Here is an 18,151-nt window from a genome sequence, read left to right on the forward strand (position 1 = left end):
TTGGCGAAACAGACAGTAAGGCCAGGTCAGGCCGGAACCTTGTCGAGGAACCCGGTCACCCGGTCGAAGCGGCCCTCGTCGTCGAACGTCGCCACGTCGAAGCCGACCACGATCGCCTCGCCGCCCTCCGGACCCAGCTCCCAGGTGAAGCGGGCCACGTTGTGGTGGGCGTCCACCGTCCCCGCCGCACGGAACACCAGGCCGGGGAACTGCTGCTGAGCGGCTCCGACGAACGCGTCGATCGCGTCGCGTCCCTCCGCCACGCCGAGCGGGTCCACGTAGACGGGGCTCTCCGTCCACAGCTCGTCGATCGCGGCGCGCCGCGCGGCCGGGTCGGTCTCGTTCCACACGGCCAGGTAGCGCTCGACCCGCTGCTGCACATCGCTCATGTCATGACTCCCATCTGGTTCTTCGGGTTCGTCGCCCCGATGACCTCTACGGTGCCGGGCCCGCGGCGGAAGATCGATTACCTGGGACGTCATGCCCGCGCATCCGCTGACCTGGGCCGCGACGATGATGTCGGATTTCTGCCAGTGAGAACCCCTGACCATCGGTGATGCTGGAGGCATGCACGAGGACGTGGAAAGGTGCGTGCGGGCCTTCCAGGCGAAGGACGCCCGCTTCGACGGATGGTTCTTCGGCGGGGTCGTGACCACCGGGATCTACTGCCGTCCCAGCTGTCCCGTGGTCCCGCCCAAGCCGGAGAACATGCGCTTCTACCCGAGCGCTGCCGCCGCCCAGCAGGCCGGGTTCCGGGCCTGCAAACGGTGCCGTCCCGACACGTCCCCAGGCTCCCCCGAATGGAACCACCGCGCCGACGTCGTTGCTCGGGCCATGCGCCTCATCGCCGATGGCGTCGTCGACCGAGAGGGCGTTCCCGGCCTCGCGGCACGGCTCGGCTACAGCACGCGGCAGATAGAGCGCCAGCTCAACGCCGAACTAGGCGCGGGCCCACTCGCCCTGGCACGCGCCCAGCGCGCGCAGACGGCGCGGCTCCTCATCGAGACGACTGCCCTTCCCATGGGGGACGTCGCTTTCGCGGCGGGGTTCGCCAGCATCCGCGCTTTCAACGACACCGTCCGCGCGGTTTTCGCGCTCACCCCGTCCGCCCTGCGTGACCGCGTCGCGAAGGGACATCCACCGGCCGGGGCCGGTGTGCTGTCCCTGCGGCTGCCGTTCCGGGTCCCGCTGTGCCCGGACAACCTGTTCGGGCACCTCGCCGCCACCGCCGTCCCCGGCGTCGAGGAGTGGCGGGACGGCGCGTTCCGCCGCTCCATGCGGCTGCCCCACGGGCACGGCATCGCCACCCTGCGGCCCCGGCCGGACCACGTCGCCTGCACGCTCAGCCTCAGCGACCTGCGCGACCTCCCCATCGCGATCAGCCGCTGCCGCTGGATGCTCGACCTGGACGCCGATCCCGTCGCCGTGGACGACCTCCTCCGCACCGACCCCGTCCTCGCGCCGCTCGTGGACAAGGCCCCCGGGCGCCGCGTGCCCCGCACCGTGGACGCCCCCGAGTTCGCCGTCCGCGCCGTCCTGGGCCAGCAGGTCTCGACGGCAGCGGCCCGCACCCACGCGGCGCGCCTGGTCACCGCCTACGGCGACCCCATCGACGACCCAGGCGGCGGGCTGACGCATCTCTTCCCGACCCCCGCTGCCCTTGCCGAACTCGACCCGGAGTCCCTCGCCTTCCCCAAGACCCGCCGCACCACCCTCACGACCCTTGTCGACGCTCTCGCCAAGGGGGAGATCGACCTCGGTGTAGGGAGCGATTGGGACGAGGCCCGCGCGCGCTTGTCCGCCCTACCCGGCTTCGGTCCGTGGACCGTCGAGACGATCGCGATGCGAGCCCTCGGTGACCCGGACGCGTTCATCCCCGGCGACCTCGGCGTCAGGGCGGCAGCCGCGACACTCGAACTTCCCGCCACCCCTGCGGCCCTCACCCGACGCGCCGCACAATGGCGGCCATGGCGCGCCTACTCCGTCCAGTACCTGTGGGCCACCCTCGACCACGCCATCAACCTGCTTCCCGCGAACTGAAGGAACCGCTGTGGAAACAACGCACGTCGTCATAGAGAGCGTCGTAGGTACGCTCACTTTGGTCGCCACCGACGGCGCCCTGTCCGGGCTCTACATGGAGATGCAGCGGCACCGTCCAGCCCAGGAGACCTTCGGCGCCCCAGGCGACCCCGAAGACGAACCCTTCGCGACCGTCGCCGCACAACTCTCCGCGTACTTCGCAGGCGACCTGACCGAGTTCGACCTGCCGCTCCGCCTCCGCGGGACGCCCTTCCAGGAGCGTGTCTGGGCCGCCCTCCAGGAGATCCCCTACGGGGAGACCGTCACCTACGGCGAACTCGCCGCCGAGATCGGCAGCCCGTCCGCGTCCCGCGCGGTCGGCCTCGCCAACGGGCGCAACCCGGTCGGCGTCATCGTGCCCTGCCACCGCGTCGTCGGCTCCACCGGCTCCCTCACCGGTTACGGCGGCGGCCTCGACCGCAAGCGCTACCTCCTCGACTTCGAGCGCAAGGTCAGGGCCACCGAGAACGCGCTCTTCTGACCCTCGCGGAGGATTGTCGGAGCCGCGGGTTACCGTGCTCGTGATGGCCGTCCAACCGGAGAAGGGCTGATCGAGGTGGAGTTCCGAGTCGAGCGCCAGACGCTGGCCGACGCGGTGGCGTGGGCTGCGCGGACGCTGCCGGCACGTCCCGCGCTCCCCGTTCTCGCGGGCATGCTCATCGAGGTCACCGGGCAGGGCGAGCTCACCCTCGGCGCGTTCGACTACGAGGTGTCCGCCCACGCCACCGACGAGGCGGCCGTGGCGGAGCCGGGCCGCGCCCTCGTCCCCGGGCGGCTTCTGTCCGACATCGTGCGCAACCTCCCGAACCAGCCCGTGGACGTCTTCACCAAGGGCTCCGAGGTCGTCGTCCGCTGCGGGCCCGCCGAGTTCGGCCTCCTGACGCTCCCCGTCGAGGACTACCCCACCCTCCCCGAGCCGCCCGCCGTCGCCGGCACCGTCCCCGGCGACCTGTTCGCCACCGCCGTCGCGCAGGTCACCCCGGCGGCCGGACGCGACGACACCCTGCCCATGCTCACCGGCGTCCGGATCGACATCGAGGGCGACACGATGTGGCTCGCCTGCACCGACCGGTACCGCATCGCGGCCCGCGAGCTGACCTGGTCCCCCGGGGAGCCCGACTTCACCGCCGGGGTCGTCGTCCCCGCCCGCACCCTCGCCGACACCGCCAAAGCGATCAAGCGCGGCGCGGACGTCTCCATCGGCCTCGGCGGCACCGCCGACACCCTGATCGGCATCTCCGGCGGCGGCCGCAGCATGACCAGCCGGCTCCTCGACGACCAGTACATCAACTACCGGTCCCGCCTCACCGGCACCTGGACGTCGGTCGCCGAGATCCGCGTGGCCCCCTTCGTCGAGGCGATCAAGCGCGCCGCCCTCGTCACCGAGCGCGGCACCCCGGTCCGGCTGGCCTTCACCGCCGACGAGGTCCGCATCCGCGCCGCCACCGGCGACTCCGCCCGCGCCAACGAGAGCGTCGGCGCCCACCTCGACGGCGACGACATCGACATCGCCTTCGCCCCCCAGTACCTGCTCGACGGCCTCGCGGGCATCGACACCGAGTTCGCCCGCCTCGAATGCACCGGCCCCACCAAGGCCGCCCTCCTCACCGCGATCCCCGACAAGAAGGACGACGAGCCCGCCCCGGAGAACACCGACACCGGCTACCGCTACCTGGCCATGCCCGTCCGCCTCACCAGCTAGCCCCGCCTTGGCGCGCCCCACCAGGTCCCGTTTTGATGGTGGACGCGGTTCCAGTCGTCGCAGGAGGCGTCGTCGGGCACTGGGACGAGCATCGCTTCCGCCTCGGCGCACACGTGCTCGATCTGGCTCGCCCTCAGACGTCGACAGTCCCAGAGCAACTCAGCCATCTCGGCCGCCAGCGGATCCTCAGGCGGTGTCACCTCGGACAGGTCGGTGCCGGTGATGGCCGCGAGGTCCGCGGCGGGGATGCCGAGGGCGGTCGCGAAGCCGCCCACCCAGGTCGGTCTCAACGGAACGGTGCCCGCGGCGATGTGGCCGTAGGTGGTGGCGGCCAGGTACATGCGACCTCGGGTCAGCAGGTGAAGTGTCTTGGCGGCGTTGATCGGGGATTGGAGGTTCCGGTTGGCGCACAGCATGGTGACGAGCATCGCGCCCAAGCCACCGTCCCCCCGGTAGAAGGCACGCGGCGGATCGGCCGGACGGATGCGGGGCAGTTGGGGCAGATGTTCGACCGTTTCGTGGATGTGGGTCCGCTGATCTGCCGGCAGGGCCATCACGACATGGATGAGGTTCACGAGGCCGGAGCCTGCTGCCGCTTCGCAGGGCTGAAGGGCCTCCGGCACCGGGAATCCGGCGATCACGAAGAGGTCGGCGGTGTGAAAACCCAGCGCGGCTGCAAGGCCGTCGACCTGCGACGCGGACGGGGGCACGCCGTCGGCCATCGAGCGCAGCTCAGAATCCGGGATGCCGGACGCTGAGGCCAGCCAGGCGATGTCCGTCTGGCGGTAGTCGAGGAGCCGCGTCAACAACCCGCCAAAGTCGGGGTAATTCGCCATGCCGCCAACTTAATCCGACGAGGACCCAACGGCCGGACAGGCACGGCGCCGGCTGGGCACCCGCTCCGACACCCACGAGATCATCACCGCCGCTCACCGCTACCAGGAGCTCCTCACGGGCATCCCCACCCGGAATGGAACATCGAGAACCTTCAAGCGGCCTGGCGATCACCCACCGCCTGGGAGAACCCGGCCAAGACCGGCCACCCGGCTGTTAGGCGGACAGCGCGACGCGCTCACCCGATGGGGCGACACCCAGCGATGCCGGTTCAGTGCCGTCCGGCGGCACCATCAAGCTGAACAGCAGGCCACTTCAAATGGGACAACCGCCCGCCCACATGTCCGAAGGGAAGTGGCCAACCGGGGTCAGAGGCATGGGCGTTGGGCAGATCAACCCGGACCTCACCGTGAGGCGTGGGGTCAGAGGTCGAGGACGGCTAGGACGAAGCGGACTTCCTGGGTGCTCGTGTTGCCGTAGGAGTGAGGGCGGTCGCCGACGAAGACGGCGGCCGTGCCGGCCTCGACGAGGTCGGTACGCCCGTCCACGCCCAGGGTGAGCGTGCCCTCCTGGACGTACACGATCTCCTTGGTGCCCGGTACGTGCGCGTCGCTCTCGCGCGTCTCGCCAGGCTGGAGCACCCAGTTCCACAGCTCCAGCGACGGGCGCGGGTCACTGCCGGCCAGCAGCGTTCCCGTCCCGCCGCGCTCGCCCTCCCACAGCACGACATGCCGCTCCGGCCGGAACATCCGCACCGGTGGCTCCTCCTCGACCTGGACGAGCCGGGTGAGCGGCACCCCGAGCGCGTCGGAGATCCGGATGAGCGTCCCCAGGTTCGGGTTGCCGCGCCCCTGCTCCAGCCCGACCAGCACGCCCTTGCTCACCCCGGCGCGCCCGGCGAGCTCGTCCAGGCTCCACCCGTGCCCGGCCCGCAGCGCCCGCACCGTCCGCGCCACGGCCTCGCCGATCGCCTCCTGACCGCTCAAGCGCCCTCCAGCCGCCTCGCTCCGGTCCGCCGCATGCCAGTCTCCCGCACGCGCGAGGCACGTCGCCGGGACGGCCGGGCGCCGCCTCACTTGGGACCACCGCGGTCGGTCGGTATGATGATATGTCGATATCATTAAAGTGACCGTGCGGAGGATGGGGATGCTGGAGCGAATCGTGGTGGACGAGGCCGTGCGGGAGCTGCGTCCCGACTTCGCCGTGCTCGTCATGACCGCCGAAGGGCTGGAGAACGGGCCGAGCGACGAGATCGGCGAGGGATGGCTGGCCGAGGCGGCGAAGGCGGCGGACGCGGACGACCCGCACGTCGAGGCGTGGCGCGAGGCCTACCGCGCGTTCGGGGCCAAGCCGCAGCGGACCCGGCCCTCGGTGGACGCGCTGCTGCGCCGCGCCGACGCGCTCCCGTCCATCAACAGGGTCGTGGACGCCTACAACGCCGTGAGCGTCGAGTACGCGCTGCCCATCGGCGGCGAGGACCTGGACGCCTACCGGGGTCCGGCGCGGCTGGTCAGGGCCACCGGCGACGAGCCGTTCGACGTGGTCGCGGGCGGTGAGCCCGCGGTCGAGCACCCGAATCCCGGCGAGGTCGTCTGGCGGGACGACCAGGGCGTCACCTGCCGGCGCTGGAACTGGCGCCAGTGCGTCCGGACACGGCTGACGGAGACCACGAAGAACGGCCTGTTCCTCCTCGAACGCCTTGAGCCGTACCCCCTCGACCGCCTGGCCGAGGCCGGCGACCGGCTCGCGGAGCGGCTGCGGACGATCTCGCCCGGCGTGCGGATCGAGACCAGGCTGATCGGCGGGCGTTGATGGTCACGGTTCTCGCCCTGGCCGCCGCCCTCGCCTACGGGGTCGCCGACTTCCTCGGCGGGACCGTGACCCGCGGATCGACCGCGATCAGAGCGCTGACCTGGTGCGTTCCGATCGGGCTGGCGGTCGTGCTGGTGTCGGCGCTGCTCACCGGCGGTGACGTGAGCCCCGGACCGATGGCCTGGGGGTTCGTGGCCGGTCTCTGCGGCGGCACCGGGCTGATCGCGTTCTACCGGGCCCTCGCGCGGGGCCCGATGAGCGTGGTGGCGCCGGTGTCGGCGCTGGCCGCGGCCGTGATCCCGGTGGCCGTGGGCGTCGCCCAGGGCGAGCGGCTGGACGCGTCCGTCCTGCTCGGCGTCCTGCTCTGCCTGGTCGCGATCGGCCTGGTCAGCATGGAGGCCGGTGATGGGCCGGCGGCTGAGGCGGCCGGACGGCGGCGGCTCCTGGACTCGGGCCCGGTGATGGCCGGCCTGTCCGGCAGTTGCTTCGGTGTCTTCTTCGTCCTGCTGAAGGAGGCGGGTGACGGCAGCGGGCTCTGGCCGATCGTCGGCGCCCGCCTCGGCAACCTCGCCATCGTGGCGGTCGCGCTGCTGTTCCTGGCGGCTCGCGGCGGCGACGCGGGCCCGAGGCTGTCCGGCCGGAAGCTGGTCGTCCTGGCGCTGCTGTCCGGGAGCCTCGATGCGGGCGCGAACGTGCTGTACTTCCTCGCGGTCCACAACGGCATGCTCAGTCTCGCGGCCGTCCTCACGTCCCTCTACCCGGCGATCACCGTCCTGCTGGCGAGGGTCGCCTACAGCGAGCGCCTGCGGGCCGTCCAGCGCGTCGGCATGGCCGTCGCCATAGCCGGTGTGGCCCTCGTCACCGTCGGCTGACCGCTCCCCACAGCCGTTCACGCCGCCCTTCCGGCAGGCGGGGGCGGCGGTGCCCGTGAAGCACGAAGGCCGCCGGCCCGGGTCGGGCGGCGGCCATCGCGGTGGCGGTGGTGGTGGGATTCGAACCCACGGAAGCTTGCACTTCACACGCTTTCGAGGCGTGCGCCCTCGTCCACTAGGCGACACCACCGCGGGAGAGCCTACCCGACTCTGCGGCGCGCGAAGAACTCGATTAGCGGGGCGGCGCACTCGTCGGCCATCACCTCGGCGATCACCTCGGGGCGATGGTTGAGGCGCCGGTCGCGGACGACGTCCCACAGCGACCCGACCGCGCCCGCCTTCGGGTCGACCGCGCCGTAGACGACGCGGTCCAGCCGGGCCTGGACGGACGCCCCCGCGCACATCGTGCACGGCTCCAGCGTCACGACGAGCGTGCAGCCGGACAGGCGCCACTCGCCGAGGACCGCCGCCGCCCGCCGCATCGCGACGATCTCCGCGTGGCCGGTCGGGTCGGCGGTCCGCTCGCGCTCGTTGCGGCCCGTTCCGATGATCTCGCCGGACGCGTCGAGGACGACGGCGCCGACGGGGATCTCGCCGTCCGCGGCCGCCTCGCGGGCCGCGTCGAGGGCCCGGAGCATCGCCGGCCGGAACGTCGCGACGACCGGATCGCGCGCGTCAGTCACGGAGGCGGTCGAACTCCTCGCCGAATCCGGCCTGCTCGGCGACGGCGAGGAGCGCGTCGCCGGGCAGGGCGCGCTCGCCGAGCTCGCCGAGCCGCCCGGCGTCGACCCCGAGATCCTCCAGCAGGGCCGCGTCGCCCGCGGCGTCGCCGTCCGGCACCTCGCCGACGAGCTGCTGGAACAGCGAGGCGAGCCCGTCCTCGCGGACGGCCGAGATGTAGGGGCGCGGCTCGTCGTCGCGGTCGAGCCGGACGATCGCGAACCAGTCGTCGTCCTGCTCGACCAGCAGCACGACCGGGTCGCCGTAGGACTCGACGGCGGCCTCCCGCATCAGGTCGGCGACGTCGTCGACGGTCTCCGCCTCGTCGAGCACGGCCTCGGCTCCGACCCAGCCCTGGGGGGTCTGCGCGAACACGGCGGCGAAGTAGGACACGTGCTCATTGTGACCCACGCCGTCTGCCCGGTCACACCCCCTGTGCGCGGGAATCGGAGCCCGGCTGCCCGGAAGCGGTTGTGAATAAACTTCGCGTTCTTGTCCGGTGACGGACGTCCCGCGTCCTTCCCTCGATTCACGCGAGTCCGCATACTGCTCAGCGATCGCCATCCCGGGAGGAGTGCCATGGGTGCGGACGAACTGACCAGGCGCGGGTTCCTGGCGGGGACGGCGGGCGCCGCGGCGATCATCGCGGCGGGCACCGCCTCCGGATCGTCGGCCCAGGCCCACGCGGCGGAACTGGCCGCCGCCCGGCGCGCCCCCGTCGGCGATCTCCCCGATCCGGAGGAGTCCGGCATCGACCACATCGTCGTGGTGATGATGGAGAACCGGTCATTCGACCACTACATGGGCTGGCTGCCCGGCGCCGACGGCCGCCAGGCCGGGCTCACCTTCACCGACGCCGACGGCAACGCGCACGACACCCACCACCTGAAGGTGCCGTGGGGGTGCGGCTTCAACGACCCCGACCACTCCTACCAGGGCGGACGGACCGAATACAACGGCGGCCGGTGCGACGGATGGCTGCGCGCCGGCGACAACGACGTGTTCTCCATCGGCTACTACGAGGGCCCGGACCTCGGCTTCCACGGCCGCGCCGCCCTCGACTGGACGGTCTGCGACCGCTACTTCCCGGCGGTCATGTCGTCCACCTTCCCCAACCGGATCTTCCAGCACGCCGGGCAGACCGACCGGACGTCCAACTCGCTGACGATCTCGGAGACCACCACGATCTGGGACCGGCTCAAGGCCAGAGGGATCTCCTGCCGGTACTACTTCAGCGACGTGCCGTTCACCGCGCTGTGGGGCCTGCGGCACCTCGACATCAGCCGGAACATCGCCGAGTTCCGCGCCGACGCCCGCGACGGCCGGCTGCCCGCGGTCAGCTTCGTCGAGCCGGGCTTCCTCGGCGAGCTGTTCCTGCCGGGCATGTCCGAGGACGAGCACCCGCTCGCCGACATCCGCTTCGGCCAGGCGTTCCTCAACGAGGTCTACACGGCGCTCGTCACCTCGCCGAACTGGCCCCGCACGCTGTTCGTCATCAACTACGACGAGTGGGGCGGGTTCTTCGACCACGTCCCGCCGCCGGAGGGGCCCGACCCGCGGCCCGACCTCGGCACCGGCCTGCGCGGCTTCCGCGTCCCCTGCCTGCTGATCTCCCCGCGGGCGCGGCGCGGGGCCGTCGCGCACGAGGTGTACGACCACACGTCCGTCCTAAAGGCGATCGAGTGGCGCTGGGGCCTGGAGCCGCTGACCGTGCGGGACGCCGCGGCCCGCAACATCGCGGAGGTCCTCAACTTCACCGACCCGCCCGACACGCGCGCCCCCCGCTACGACGCCAGGCGCCCGATCAGCCTCGGCTGCCTCGACCCGCAGCACAGCCACACCGGCGACGACTGGGCGGGTCTCAGCGACTACGCACGGCGCAGCGGCTTCCCGAGCTGACCCTCGGGCAGGGCGGCGGGGCAGGGCGGGCAGGTCAGGGGACGGCGTCGAGGGCGCGTTCGAAGGCCGGGGCGAACCCGATGCGGCCGGCGATGCTGAGGAGCATCTCGTCCGGATAGAGCTCCAGGTCGCCCGAGATCGCGCCGAGCTCCATCTCGTCCAGCCCGAGGTCGGCGAAGATTGACATGTCGCCGACCGGGAGGACCTGGTCGAGCTCCTCCTCGTCCGGGATCGGGATGTCGAGGTAGTCCAGGACCTGGCCGGCGAGCGGCCAGTCGACCGACGCGGTCACATCCGACAGGAACACCATGACCTCGTCGCCGAGCAGGCGGATCGCGACGAAGAAGTCGTCGCCGACCGAGACCAGGCCGACCGTGCCGCCGAGGCTCGGCTGCTGGCGCAGGGCATGGATCAGCCCCGCGAGGTCCTCGGTCAGCGCGACCGGAAGGATCTCGGCCTCCCAGCCCTCGTCTTCCCGGTACACCACGACGGCGAAGTCCGTCGCGTCCACATCCGTCATTTCCACCCCACCGGCACGTCTCCTGCCAGGGCATGGTCGCAGATGCGGCGCGCACGCGCGTGCCCCACCACCAAACTCGCCGCCGCACCCGGAGATGAGGCCGGGAGCCTGCGCCGATCACGGTGCCCGGCGGCATGAACCTAACCGATCTGGATCAATTGATGCGGAACGTGCGCCGGCGAAGTGCCGCGTGGATCCGCGCGCGGCGTGACCGGTGCGGCGTCACACGGCGGCGCAGCTCGCGGGCCTCGGCGAGTTCGCGCAGGAAGACGGCCCTGCGGCGCAGGTGCTCGCGCACCTGCTCGGGGGAGATGTCGCCCTGGGGCCCGGGGCGCCGGGCGGCGTCCTCGGCTGTGACTTCGGTCACCGCGGGGTCGGCGGTCGGGGGACGGTCGTCGTCGGAGGCCTGAGCGCGAGCGGGCGGATCGGGCGCGGATTCCCGGGCCCGCGAGCCGCTCGGCTGCTGATCGCTCTCGCTGTTCATACCGCCATCCTGCCCAGCTCAGCGGCGACCTATCCTGGCGCCCCGAACCGCCCGGCGGGGTGGGCTACCGTGAGCGCATGCAGACCCTCGCCGTCGACCACCCGCTCGTCGCGCACAAGCTCACGACCCTGCGGGACGTCCGCACCGACTCCCCGACGTTCCGCCGCCTGGCCGACGAACTGGTCACCCTGCTCGCCTACGAGGCGACCCGCGACGTCAGGGTCGCCGAGGCCACGGTGCAGACGCCGCTCGTCCCGGCGCAGGGCGTCCAGCTCGCGAGCCCGAAGCCGCTCGTCGTGCCGATCCTGCGCGCCGGCCTCGGGATGCTGGACGGGATGACGCGGCTGCTGCCCACCGCCGAGGTCGGCTTCCTCGGGATGATCCGGGACGAGGGGACCCTCCAGGCCCAGACCTACGCGTCGCGGCTGCCGGACGACCTGTCCGGGCGGCAGTGCTACGTCCTCGACCCCATGCTCGCGACCGGCGGGACGCTGGCCGCCGCCATCCGGCTGCTGATCGAGCGCGGCGCCGACGACGTCACGGCGCTCTGCCTCCTCGCCGCCCCCGAGGGGCTGAAGTACCTGGAGCAGGCCTTCTCCGACATCTCGGCGCCCATCAAGGTGGTCACGGCCGCGATCGACTCCCACCTCAACGAGCAGGGCTTCATCATGCCCGGCCTCGGCGACGCGGGGGACCGGCTCTACGGCGTCGTCTGACCCCTCCGGCAGGACTCGTTTCCCCGACGTGACCTGCGATGTTCGTTCCCGACGGCAGGGGGTACCACAACCTCTACGGAACGCGAGCGCGCGTTCCCCTCCGCCGTCCCGGCACAGGGGACCGTCACGGACCGGGCGGCGCGAGCGAGCTTCGGGGACACATGATGGCTCACCCAGGGGATGGCGACCTTCCGCGCTACATCGAGATCGGTGAACGGCTCACCGAGGAGTTCCGCGACATCCACAACGCCGACACGGTGGAACGGTGCGTGGCCGCCGCGCGCTACGGCGCCGAGGAGGTGACCGGGTCGGCTCCGTCCGACCTCGTGGAGCGGATCGCGCGCCGGCACCTGGAGGTGCTGGCGACGGTCGCGGCGGAGAAGCGCCGCAAGGCGCGCAAATCCTCGCTGGACAACGCGCCCTGACCCGCGGGCGGGCGCCGCGCGCCGTCGCGCTGCTTTGCCGCCCGTGTGGGCTGTGCGAAACTGCTACCGGGGTCCGTGGGTCTACGCTCCGGGAGGCAGTCGTGCCGGCCAAGAAGTACATCACGTGGGCCGCTGCGGCTTTCGTGGCGTTCTACGTCATCACGCAACCGAACGGCGCGGCCCGGACGGTGGACACCGCCGCAACGGGCATCTCCTCCGCCGCCGACTCCATCGCCACCTTCGTCAACTCGCTCGCCTGAGGCCGCATGAGACTCGTCACCCCCGGCGACTCCGCGCCGGCGTCCGTCAACAAGTACCTGCTCCCCCACGAGAACCAGGTGATCACGGTGCGGCGCCACCCGGCCGTGCTGATGGTCCCGGTCGGGCTCCTGCTCGGCGGCCTCATCATCGCGGGCCTGCTGAGCCAGACGCTCGCCGAGAGCGGCGGCGCTGTGTTCAGCTGGGTCTGGTGGGGCTGGCTGATCCTTCTCGCCTGGTTCGTCTGGCGGGTCGCGGAGTGGTCCGTCGACTACTTCGTCATCACCAACCAGCGGATGCTGCTCACCACCGGCCTCATCACCCGCAAGGTCGCGATGATGCCGCTGGCGAAGGTCACCGACATGAGCTTCAAGCGGACGATCGCGGGCCGCATGCTGGGCTACGGGGAGTTCGTCCTGGAGTCCGCCGGCCAGGACCAGGCCCTCACGAACGTGGACTTCCTCCCGTACCCCGAGCAGCTCTACCTCGAGGTCTGCGAGATGATCTTCCCGAACAAGAACCCGGCGCCGGAGGAGGCGCTCCCTCCGCCCCCGCCGCCGCGCCGTCCCCGCGTGCCGGATGACGCACCCGACGCCGACGCGCAGGACGCGCCCACCGCCACGCTGCCGAAGGGCGACGACCCCGACGGGGAGGTCTAGCCCCGCGACGCGGCTGACGCGAGGAGCCGGGCACGGTCGTGCCCGGCTTTTCCGTTGCCGCAGGGGGGCCGGCGAGGTTCTCGCGGCGATCTGAGACGATGCGGGTCGGGTCGGCGCGCCTCACCGGCCGCACCGCCGAACGCAGGACGCGGCGATCCGCAGATGTCGCGGCCCGGCACCGCCCTTACCGGCCGATCCCGCTGGGAGCGGTCCCAACCTCGCGGAACGCGGGGCAGGCCGTCCGGTACTGGCCGGAATGCGCGGGAGGCTGATCAATATCGGCGGTCTCTGCGATCTTGCCCGGACGGTCGGATACCGTCGGCGAATGACAGACGTCGCGATCGACGGGAGGGCCCGCCGGCGCGAACCGGCGAATCTCGCCGATGCGCTGCGCGCGGGCCTTCCGGCTGGTCTCTTCTCCTGTCGCTTCCTTGCTCTCGATGTGTGATAACCCGCAATGTGCAATCATGTCGGCACCCCAGCCGCCTGTTTACTTCCGCTAAGTGAGTCCACATGCCGGGTCCAGGCAACGTCGGCGAACGTGTCCGCAACCTGCGGCTGACCAGACGCTTGTCGCAGGCACAGCTCGCCGGTCACGACCTTTCCGACAGCTACATCTCTTTGATCGAGTCGGGCAAGCGCACGCCGACGCCGACCGTCCTGCGGATGCTGGCCGAGCGTCTCGGCTGCACTCCCGAATACCTCGCCGAGGGCGTCGAGCCGGAGCAGCGCGCCCATCTCGAGGTGCGGGAGCGGCACGCCCATCTGGCGCTGCTGCGCGGCGACCCCGCCACGGCCGAGGCCGGTTTCGACGAGGTGATCGCCCGCAGCGACGACCCCGACCTCACGGGCCGCGCCCGGCTGGGCCGCGCCCGCGCCCTTGAGGAGCTGGGCCGCACCGACCGCGCGATCGAGCTGTTCGAGGAGCTGCGCGAGCAGGCCGAACGCGACCCGGGACGGGCGAGCTGGCTGCCCCCGGTGATCGCGCTGGCCCGGGCGTACCACACCGTCGGCGACCTGGGGCAGGCCGTGGCGCTGGGCGAGCGCGCCCTCGAACGGCTGGAGCGGCTCGGTCTCCACGCCGGCCACGAGTACACCGAGGCCGGACGCATCCTGCTGCTCGCCTATGTGGATCGCTCCGATCCCGTCCGCGCCCACGAACTCGGGCGGCGCCTCCTGCATCCCGGGGGATCCGAGGACGCCGAGCCGCTGAGCGTCCACTACCAGCGGGCCAGCATGCGCGCGCTGGAGGAGGGGGCGGTGGGCGACTCCCTGTACTTCGCCGACCAGGCCCTCGCCGCGCGGACGGACGCGACTCCGACGCAGGCGCACGCGCGCCTCGCCCTCGCCGGGGCCAAGGCGCTGCTCAGGGGGGTCAGGCCGTTCTCCGTCGCAGCCCCGCCCACCGAGGCGCCTTCCGGTGAGTACGGGTTCGAGCGTCCGCGTCAGGAAGGAACCCGCGAAGCGGCCCGGGAGGCTCTCACCCTCCTCCAGCACGCGACCGGCCTGGACGACGCCGAATGCACCGAGAGCACCATCGCCAAGGCCCGCGCGCTCGTCCTCGTCGGTGACCTGGACGAGGCGATCGCCGCCCTCGAACAGTTCCTCGACACCGGCATGGCCCTCGCCGCCCCCACGAGCGGACGCACCATGGCGCCTCAGCCCGCCGACGACCTGGGCGTCCGCACCCAGAAGACCGTCCTGGCCCGCTTGGTCCTGGCCCGCGCACGGGTGGCCCAGGGAAACACCACGGCCGCCCAGGTCGTCCTTCGCGCCGCCTCGGAACAGCTGGCGACCCTTCCCGAGGGACGTCCGGCGGCGCACCTCTACAGGGAGCTCGGCGAACTCTACGAACTCATCGAATCTCCTGAGAACGCCGCCACCGCCTACCGCCAGGCCCTTGAGGCGGCCGGCCTGTCGGTCTTCAACCGCGTCCCCCTGAGCGCTCCCCACTAGACCGCTCGCCCGCAAGAAGGCGAGGCGGCCGCGACAGCGCGTGCCACCTCGCCTTCCTGCGGTGTGCGTCATCACATTTCGTTCGCCGAACTGGGCGGTGACCTGCGGATTCTGTCCATCTCGCCGGGCGGCGCGACCCGTACGGCGGTGAGGCGGAATAGATCGGGACGTCCGGATGTCGTACTCTCCAGACATGGGATGACTGGTTGACTGGAGGTTCGGGTGACTCTGCGGACGGCACGGCGGTCCTCGCTGGTCGACCAGGTGATCGACCAGCTCAGGGGCGAGATCACCGGAGGCGGCTGGCCGGTGGGCGCCAAGATCCCGCCGGAGCCGGTGCTGTCGGAGACGCTCGGGGTCGGGCGCAACACCGTCCGGGAGGCGGTGCGCGCGCTGACCCACGCGGGGCTCCTGGAGAGCCGCCAGGGCGACGGGACGTACGTGCGCGCTACGAGCGAGCTGTCCGGGGCCGTCCGGCGGCGGCTGGAGACCGCGGAACTCGTCGAGATCCTGGAGGTCCGGCGGGGGTTCGAGGTGGAGGCGGCCAGGCTCGCCGCCACCCGCCGCACGGACGCCGACATCGCCGCCATCGCGGTCGCGCTCGCGCGCCGGGACGCGGCATGGGCGGCGGGCGAGCACTCGGCGTTCGTCGAGGCGGACCTCGAATTCCACACCGCCGTCGTCGAGGCCACCCACAACCGCGTCCTGACGGACCTGTACCGCGACTTCAGCGCGGCGCTCCGGGCCAGCATCGGCGCGGCCGGGAGCCTGCTCGAACACGCCGACGTCCCGCACGGTCCCATCGCGGCCGCCATCGAGGCGGGGGACGCCGACGCCGCCACTCGGGCGACCCACGCGTGTCTCGACCAGATCCTCGCCTCGACCGTCCCGCCGTCCGGGACGGCTCCGCAGGAGACCTAGCGCGGGAGCGCAAGTCCGCACCATGACCGGGGGCGAGACCCGCCCCGCCCCATGGGCGGCCGTCGTGATGCCCGGCGACCGGCAGGACACGGGCAACGGAACGCAGCAGAACACAGCTCGACGCAGCAGACCCTGCGATCGAAGCGACCGAACAACGAAGGTGACATGAACAGCTCCACGACTCCAGGTTCCCGGGCCGCGGCCGTCTGGTCGCTCGTCGGTCTGGTGCTGCTGACGATCAACCTGCGTGCCGCGATCACGGGGATCTCGCCGGTGCTCGGCGACCTCCGGGACGCGTTCGGGCTGTCGGGCGCGGAGACCGGCGTCCTCACCACGCTGCCGGTGCTGTGCCTGGGCGTCTTCGCGGCCGTCGCGCCGGTCGTCGCGCGCCGGTTCGGCACCGAGACCGCGATCGCCGGCTCCCTCGTCATGATCACGGCGGGGATCGTGCTGCGGGTGGTGCAGTCCCCGGTCTCGCTGTTCGTTGGAACGGTCCTGGCCGGGGCGGGGATCGCGATGGGCAACGTCCTCATGCCGGCCGTGATCAAGCGCGCGTTCCCGTCCCGCCTGGGCTCGCTGACCGGCCTCGCGATGATGCTGATGGCGGCCAGCGGCGCGGTCGCCGCCGGCCTCGCGGTGCCGCTGGAGGAGGCGGGCGGCTGGCGGCTCGCGCTCGCCGTCTGGGCCGTCCCGTCGCTGGTCGCCGCGCTCGTGTGGGGTCCGCTCGCCCTGCGCGGCCGCCGCGCCCCGACGCCTCCGGTCACCGCCCCGCGCGCCGAAGGATCGCTGCTGCGCTCCCCGACCGCCTGGTCCGTCGCCGCGTTCATGGGCCTGGCGTCGCTGATGTTCTACGTGCTGCTGTCGTGGCTTCCGCAGATCATGCGCGACGCCGGCCACCCGGCCGCCACCGCCGGGATGATGGTCTCCACCATGATGATCGTCGGGATCCCGCTGGGATTCCTGGTGCCGGTGTTCGCCGCCCGCCTGCGCGACCAGCGCCCCCTCGTCGTCGCCGTCGCGGCCACGATGGTCGTCGGCCTGGTCGGGCTGCTGCTCGCCCCGTCCGCCGGGTGGACGTGGGTCGTGGTCCTCGGCATCGGCACCGGCAGCGCGTTCCCGCTGGCGTTCACGCTGCTCAGCCTCCGCTCGCCGAACCCGTCCACGGCCGCGGGCCTGTCGGGGATGGCGCAGACGGGCGGCTACCTGCTCGCCGCGGCCGGACCGCTCGCGGTCGGCGTCCTGCACGACGCCACGGGCGGTTGGAACGTGCCAGTGGCCCTGCTCCTCGTCCTGGTCGTCCCGGAGGTCGCGGTCGGGCTGCTGGCCGCGCGGCCCGGGTTCGTCCGCCCGGCCCGTCCGGCGGCGCCGCTTGTCGAGCCGAAGGCCCTCCCGGCGCCGGAGCCCGCCCGTACCCGCTGATCAGGACATGTCGACGGCGTCGAGGTCGAGGACGCGCGCGTGCAGGACGAGCCGCTGGTGCAGCGCCGCCCGGAGCGCGCGGTGCAGGCCGTCCTCCAGGTAGAGCTCGCCGTGCCACTGGACCACGTGGGGGAACAGGTCGCCGTAGAAGGTGGAGTCCTTCGACAGCAGCGACTGGAGATCCATCTCCCGCTTGGTGCTGACGAGCTGGTCGAGGCGGACCTGACGAGGGGGGATCTTGGCCCAGTCCCGGGACGAGAGACCGTGCTCTGGATAGGGCCTTCCTTCACCCACCGCCTTAAAGATCACCCTTCGAGTCTAGGGGCTCGCCAGTGCGCGGAGAAGGCGCGCAACAACTTGCGTCACTCCGCTTTCCAGATTCGGTAAACCAGTTACCGCCCAGCTCAGCCCGCCCGTGACTTAGCACCGGGCGGGCGGGCCGGAGGCATTCACGCCTGGTGCTCCGACCAGATGTAGGCGCCGGGAAGCAGCTCTGCCACGGGAACGGCGCGCAGATCACCGTCCCCGCCGACGATGACGCGGATGGACGGAAAGTAGTCGAGAAGGACTTGCCGGCACCGCCCGCAAGGAGGCATCACCCCGCGGTCGCCGCTCCCCACGGCGACGACCGTGTCCAGTTGGTGGGCGCCCTGGGCGGCGGCCGCACCGATCACGGCCAGCTCCGCGCACGGCCCGCCCGTGAAGTGGTAGACGTTCATCGCGGTGATGATCCGCCCGTCCCGCGCGCGAGCGGCGGCGGCCACCGTGTGCTCGTCCCCCTTGCTGTTGCCGGCGGCCACACGCCCAGCCGCCTCGACGAGTTCGTAGTCGACCGTCATGTCCTTCTCCAAAGCGTCCGGAACAGCGGTTCCAGC

The 18,151-nt window shown here is 72.0% G+C and carries 22 protein-coding genes, 1 tRNA gene and 1 pseudogene; 14 read left to right on the top strand and 10 right to left on the bottom strand.

Features of this window, described 5'->3' with window-relative positions; all coding sequences use genetic code 11:
- Positions 1-26 precede the first annotated feature (26 nt).
- A complete protein-coding gene (locus tag AB0K37_RS03140) occupies positions 27-389 on the bottom strand; it encodes a nuclear transport factor 2 family protein (RefSeq protein ID WP_185029635.1) in 363 nt (120 codons plus the stop codon).
- Between the two features lie 178 nt (positions 390-567).
- Between AB0K37_RS03140 and AB0K37_RS03145 the strand changes: the two genes are divergently transcribed.
- The 3 genes from AB0K37_RS03145 to dnaN all read left to right on the top strand — a co-directional run bounded on the left by AB0K37_RS03145 (position 568) and on the right by dnaN (position 3,781).
- Entirely contained in the window at positions 568-2,040 is a 1,473-nt protein-coding gene (locus AB0K37_RS03145; RefSeq protein WP_363973963.1) for an AlkA N-terminal domain-containing protein, read from the top strand.
- Positions 2,041-2,050: 10 nt separating this feature from the next.
- Positions 2,051-2,560, top strand: a complete 510-nt coding sequence (locus tag AB0K37_RS03150) for a methylated-DNA--[protein]-cysteine S-methyltransferase (RefSeq protein ID WP_363973966.1) — start codon at positions 2,051-2,053, stop codon at positions 2,558-2,560.
- 75 nt (positions 2,561-2,635) lie between these two features.
- On the top strand, positions 2,636-3,781 hold the full coding sequence (gene dnaN, locus AB0K37_RS03155; protein WP_363973969.1) for a DNA polymerase III subunit beta: 1,146 nt from the start codon (positions 2,636-2,638) through the stop codon (positions 3,779-3,781).
- Here the strand turns inward: dnaN and AB0K37_RS03160 are convergent.
- Entirely contained in the window at positions 3,778-4,617 is an 840-nt protein-coding gene (locus AB0K37_RS03160; protein WP_363973972.1) for a hypothetical protein, read from the bottom strand. The genes dnaN and AB0K37_RS03160 overlap by 4 nt on opposite strands.
- A 420-nt stretch (positions 4,618-5,037) precedes the next feature.
- Positions 5,038-5,601 carry a helix-turn-helix domain-containing protein gene (locus AB0K37_RS03165; RefSeq protein WP_363973974.1) on the bottom strand — a complete coding sequence of 188 codons (564 nt, stop codon included), beginning with the start codon at positions 5,599-5,601 and terminating at the stop codon, positions 5,038-5,040.
- Positions 5,602-5,761: 160 nt separating this feature from the next.
- Between AB0K37_RS03165 and AB0K37_RS03170 the strand changes: the two genes are divergently transcribed.
- Both AB0K37_RS03170 and AB0K37_RS03175 read left to right on the top strand, forming a co-directional pair.
- Positions 5,762-6,427, top strand: a complete 666-nt coding sequence (locus tag AB0K37_RS03170; protein ID WP_363973977.1) for a phenylalanine--tRNA ligase beta subunit-related protein — start codon at positions 5,762-5,764, stop codon at positions 6,425-6,427.
- Positions 6,427-7,299 (top strand): EamA family transporter, encoded by an 873-nt coding sequence (locus AB0K37_RS03175; RefSeq protein ID WP_363973980.1) that lies wholly within the window; start codon positions 6,427-6,429, stop codon positions 7,297-7,299. Before AB0K37_RS03170 ends, AB0K37_RS03175 begins: the two co-directional genes overlap by 1 nt.
- Before the next feature lie 102 nt (positions 7,300-7,401).
- Here AB0K37_RS03175 and AB0K37_RS03180 read toward each other — a convergent pair.
- From AB0K37_RS03180 to AB0K37_RS03190, 3 genes are all read right to left on the bottom strand, one after another.
- Positions 7,402-7,489 (bottom strand) — tRNA-Ser (locus AB0K37_RS03180).
- 10 nt (positions 7,490-7,499) lie between these two features.
- Positions 7,500-7,937, bottom strand: coding sequence for a tRNA adenosine(34) deaminase TadA (gene tadA, locus AB0K37_RS03185; RefSeq protein WP_363974115.1), 438 nt, complete (start codon positions 7,935-7,937; stop codon positions 7,500-7,502).
- A gap of 37 nt (positions 7,938-7,974) precedes the next feature.
- A complete protein-coding gene (locus tag AB0K37_RS03190) occupies positions 7,975-8,412 on the bottom strand; it encodes a hypothetical protein (RefSeq protein WP_363973982.1) in 438 nt (145 codons plus the stop codon).
- A gap of 186 nt (positions 8,413-8,598) precedes the next feature.
- Here AB0K37_RS03190 and AB0K37_RS03195 point away from each other — a divergent pair, with 186 nt between their 5' ends.
- Positions 8,599-9,918, top strand: coding sequence for an alkaline phosphatase family protein (locus AB0K37_RS03195; RefSeq protein WP_363973985.1), 1,320 nt, complete (start codon positions 8,599-8,601; stop codon positions 9,916-9,918).
- A gap of 34 nt (positions 9,919-9,952) precedes the next feature.
- Here AB0K37_RS03195 and AB0K37_RS03200 read toward each other — a convergent pair whose 3' ends face one another.
- Positions 9,953-10,438, bottom strand: a complete 486-nt coding sequence (locus AB0K37_RS03200) for a tRNA adenosine deaminase-associated protein (RefSeq protein ID WP_345178799.1) — start codon at positions 10,436-10,438, stop codon at positions 9,953-9,955.
- 154 nt (positions 10,439-10,592) lie between these two features.
- The gene (locus tag AB0K37_RS03205) at positions 10,593-10,922 is read right to left on the bottom strand and encodes a hypothetical protein (RefSeq protein WP_363973987.1); all 330 of its coding nucleotides are present in this window, start codon (positions 10,920-10,922) and stop codon (positions 10,593-10,595) included.
- A 77-nt stretch (positions 10,923-10,999) separates the two neighbouring features.
- Here AB0K37_RS03205 and upp point away from each other — a divergent pair, with 77 nt between their 5' ends.
- The 8 genes and pseudogenes from upp to AB0K37_RS03245 all read left to right on the top strand — a co-directional run bounded on the left by upp (position 11,000) and on the right by AB0K37_RS03245 (position 17,276).
- Positions 11,000-11,638, top strand: a complete 639-nt coding sequence (gene upp, locus AB0K37_RS03210) for a uracil phosphoribosyltransferase (RefSeq protein ID WP_363973990.1) — start codon at positions 11,000-11,002, stop codon at positions 11,636-11,638.
- Between the two features lie 164 nt (positions 11,639-11,802).
- Positions 11,803-12,063 (top strand): hypothetical protein, encoded by a 261-nt coding sequence (locus AB0K37_RS03215; protein WP_363973993.1) that lies wholly within the window; start codon positions 11,803-11,805, stop codon positions 12,061-12,063.
- Positions 12,064-12,164: 101 nt separating this feature from the next.
- Positions 12,165-12,323, top strand: a complete 159-nt coding sequence (locus AB0K37_RS03220; protein ID WP_363973996.1) for a hypothetical protein — start codon at positions 12,165-12,167, stop codon at positions 12,321-12,323.
- 6 nt (positions 12,324-12,329) lie between these two features.
- Positions 12,330-12,839, top strand: a pseudogene (locus tag AB0K37_RS03225) (PH domain-containing protein); the annotation flags it as partial.
- A 466-nt stretch (positions 12,840-13,305) separates the two neighbouring features.
- Positions 13,306-13,428: a hypothetical protein gene (locus AB0K37_RS03230; protein ID WP_363973999.1), complete on the top strand. Its 123-nt coding sequence runs from the start codon at positions 13,306-13,308 to the stop codon at positions 13,426-13,428.
- A gap of 65 nt (positions 13,429-13,493) precedes the next feature.
- Positions 13,494-14,936: a helix-turn-helix transcriptional regulator gene (locus AB0K37_RS03235; protein WP_363974002.1), complete on the top strand. Its 1,443-nt coding sequence runs from the start codon at positions 13,494-13,496 to the stop codon at positions 14,934-14,936.
- Positions 14,937-15,158: 222 nt separating this feature from the next.
- Complete coding sequence (locus tag AB0K37_RS03240) at positions 15,159-15,857, top strand: FadR/GntR family transcriptional regulator (protein WP_345178809.1); 699 nt, start codon at positions 15,159-15,161, stop codon at positions 15,855-15,857.
- Between the two features lie 165 nt (positions 15,858-16,022).
- Positions 16,023-17,276 carry an MFS transporter gene (locus AB0K37_RS03245; RefSeq protein ID WP_363974005.1) on the top strand — a complete coding sequence of 418 codons (1,254 nt, stop codon included), beginning with the start codon at positions 16,023-16,025 and terminating at the stop codon, positions 17,274-17,276.
- Here AB0K37_RS03245 and AB0K37_RS03250 read toward each other — a convergent pair whose 3' ends face one another.
- A complete protein-coding gene (locus tag AB0K37_RS03250) occupies positions 17,277-17,585 on the bottom strand; it encodes a type II toxin-antitoxin system VapB family antitoxin (RefSeq protein ID WP_345178813.1) in 309 nt (102 codons plus the stop codon).
- Positions 17,586-17,725: 140 nt separating this feature from the next.
- Entirely contained in the window at positions 17,726-18,115 is a 390-nt protein-coding gene (locus tag AB0K37_RS03255; RefSeq protein ID WP_363974008.1) for a cytidine deaminase, read from the bottom strand.
- Between the last annotated feature and the right edge of the window lie 36 nt (positions 18,116-18,151).

Source organism: Actinomadura sp. NPDC049753 (assembly GCF_040674655.1).
GTDB lineage: Bacteria > Actinomycetota > Actinomycetes > Streptosporangiales > Streptosporangiaceae > Spirillospora > Spirillospora verrucosospora.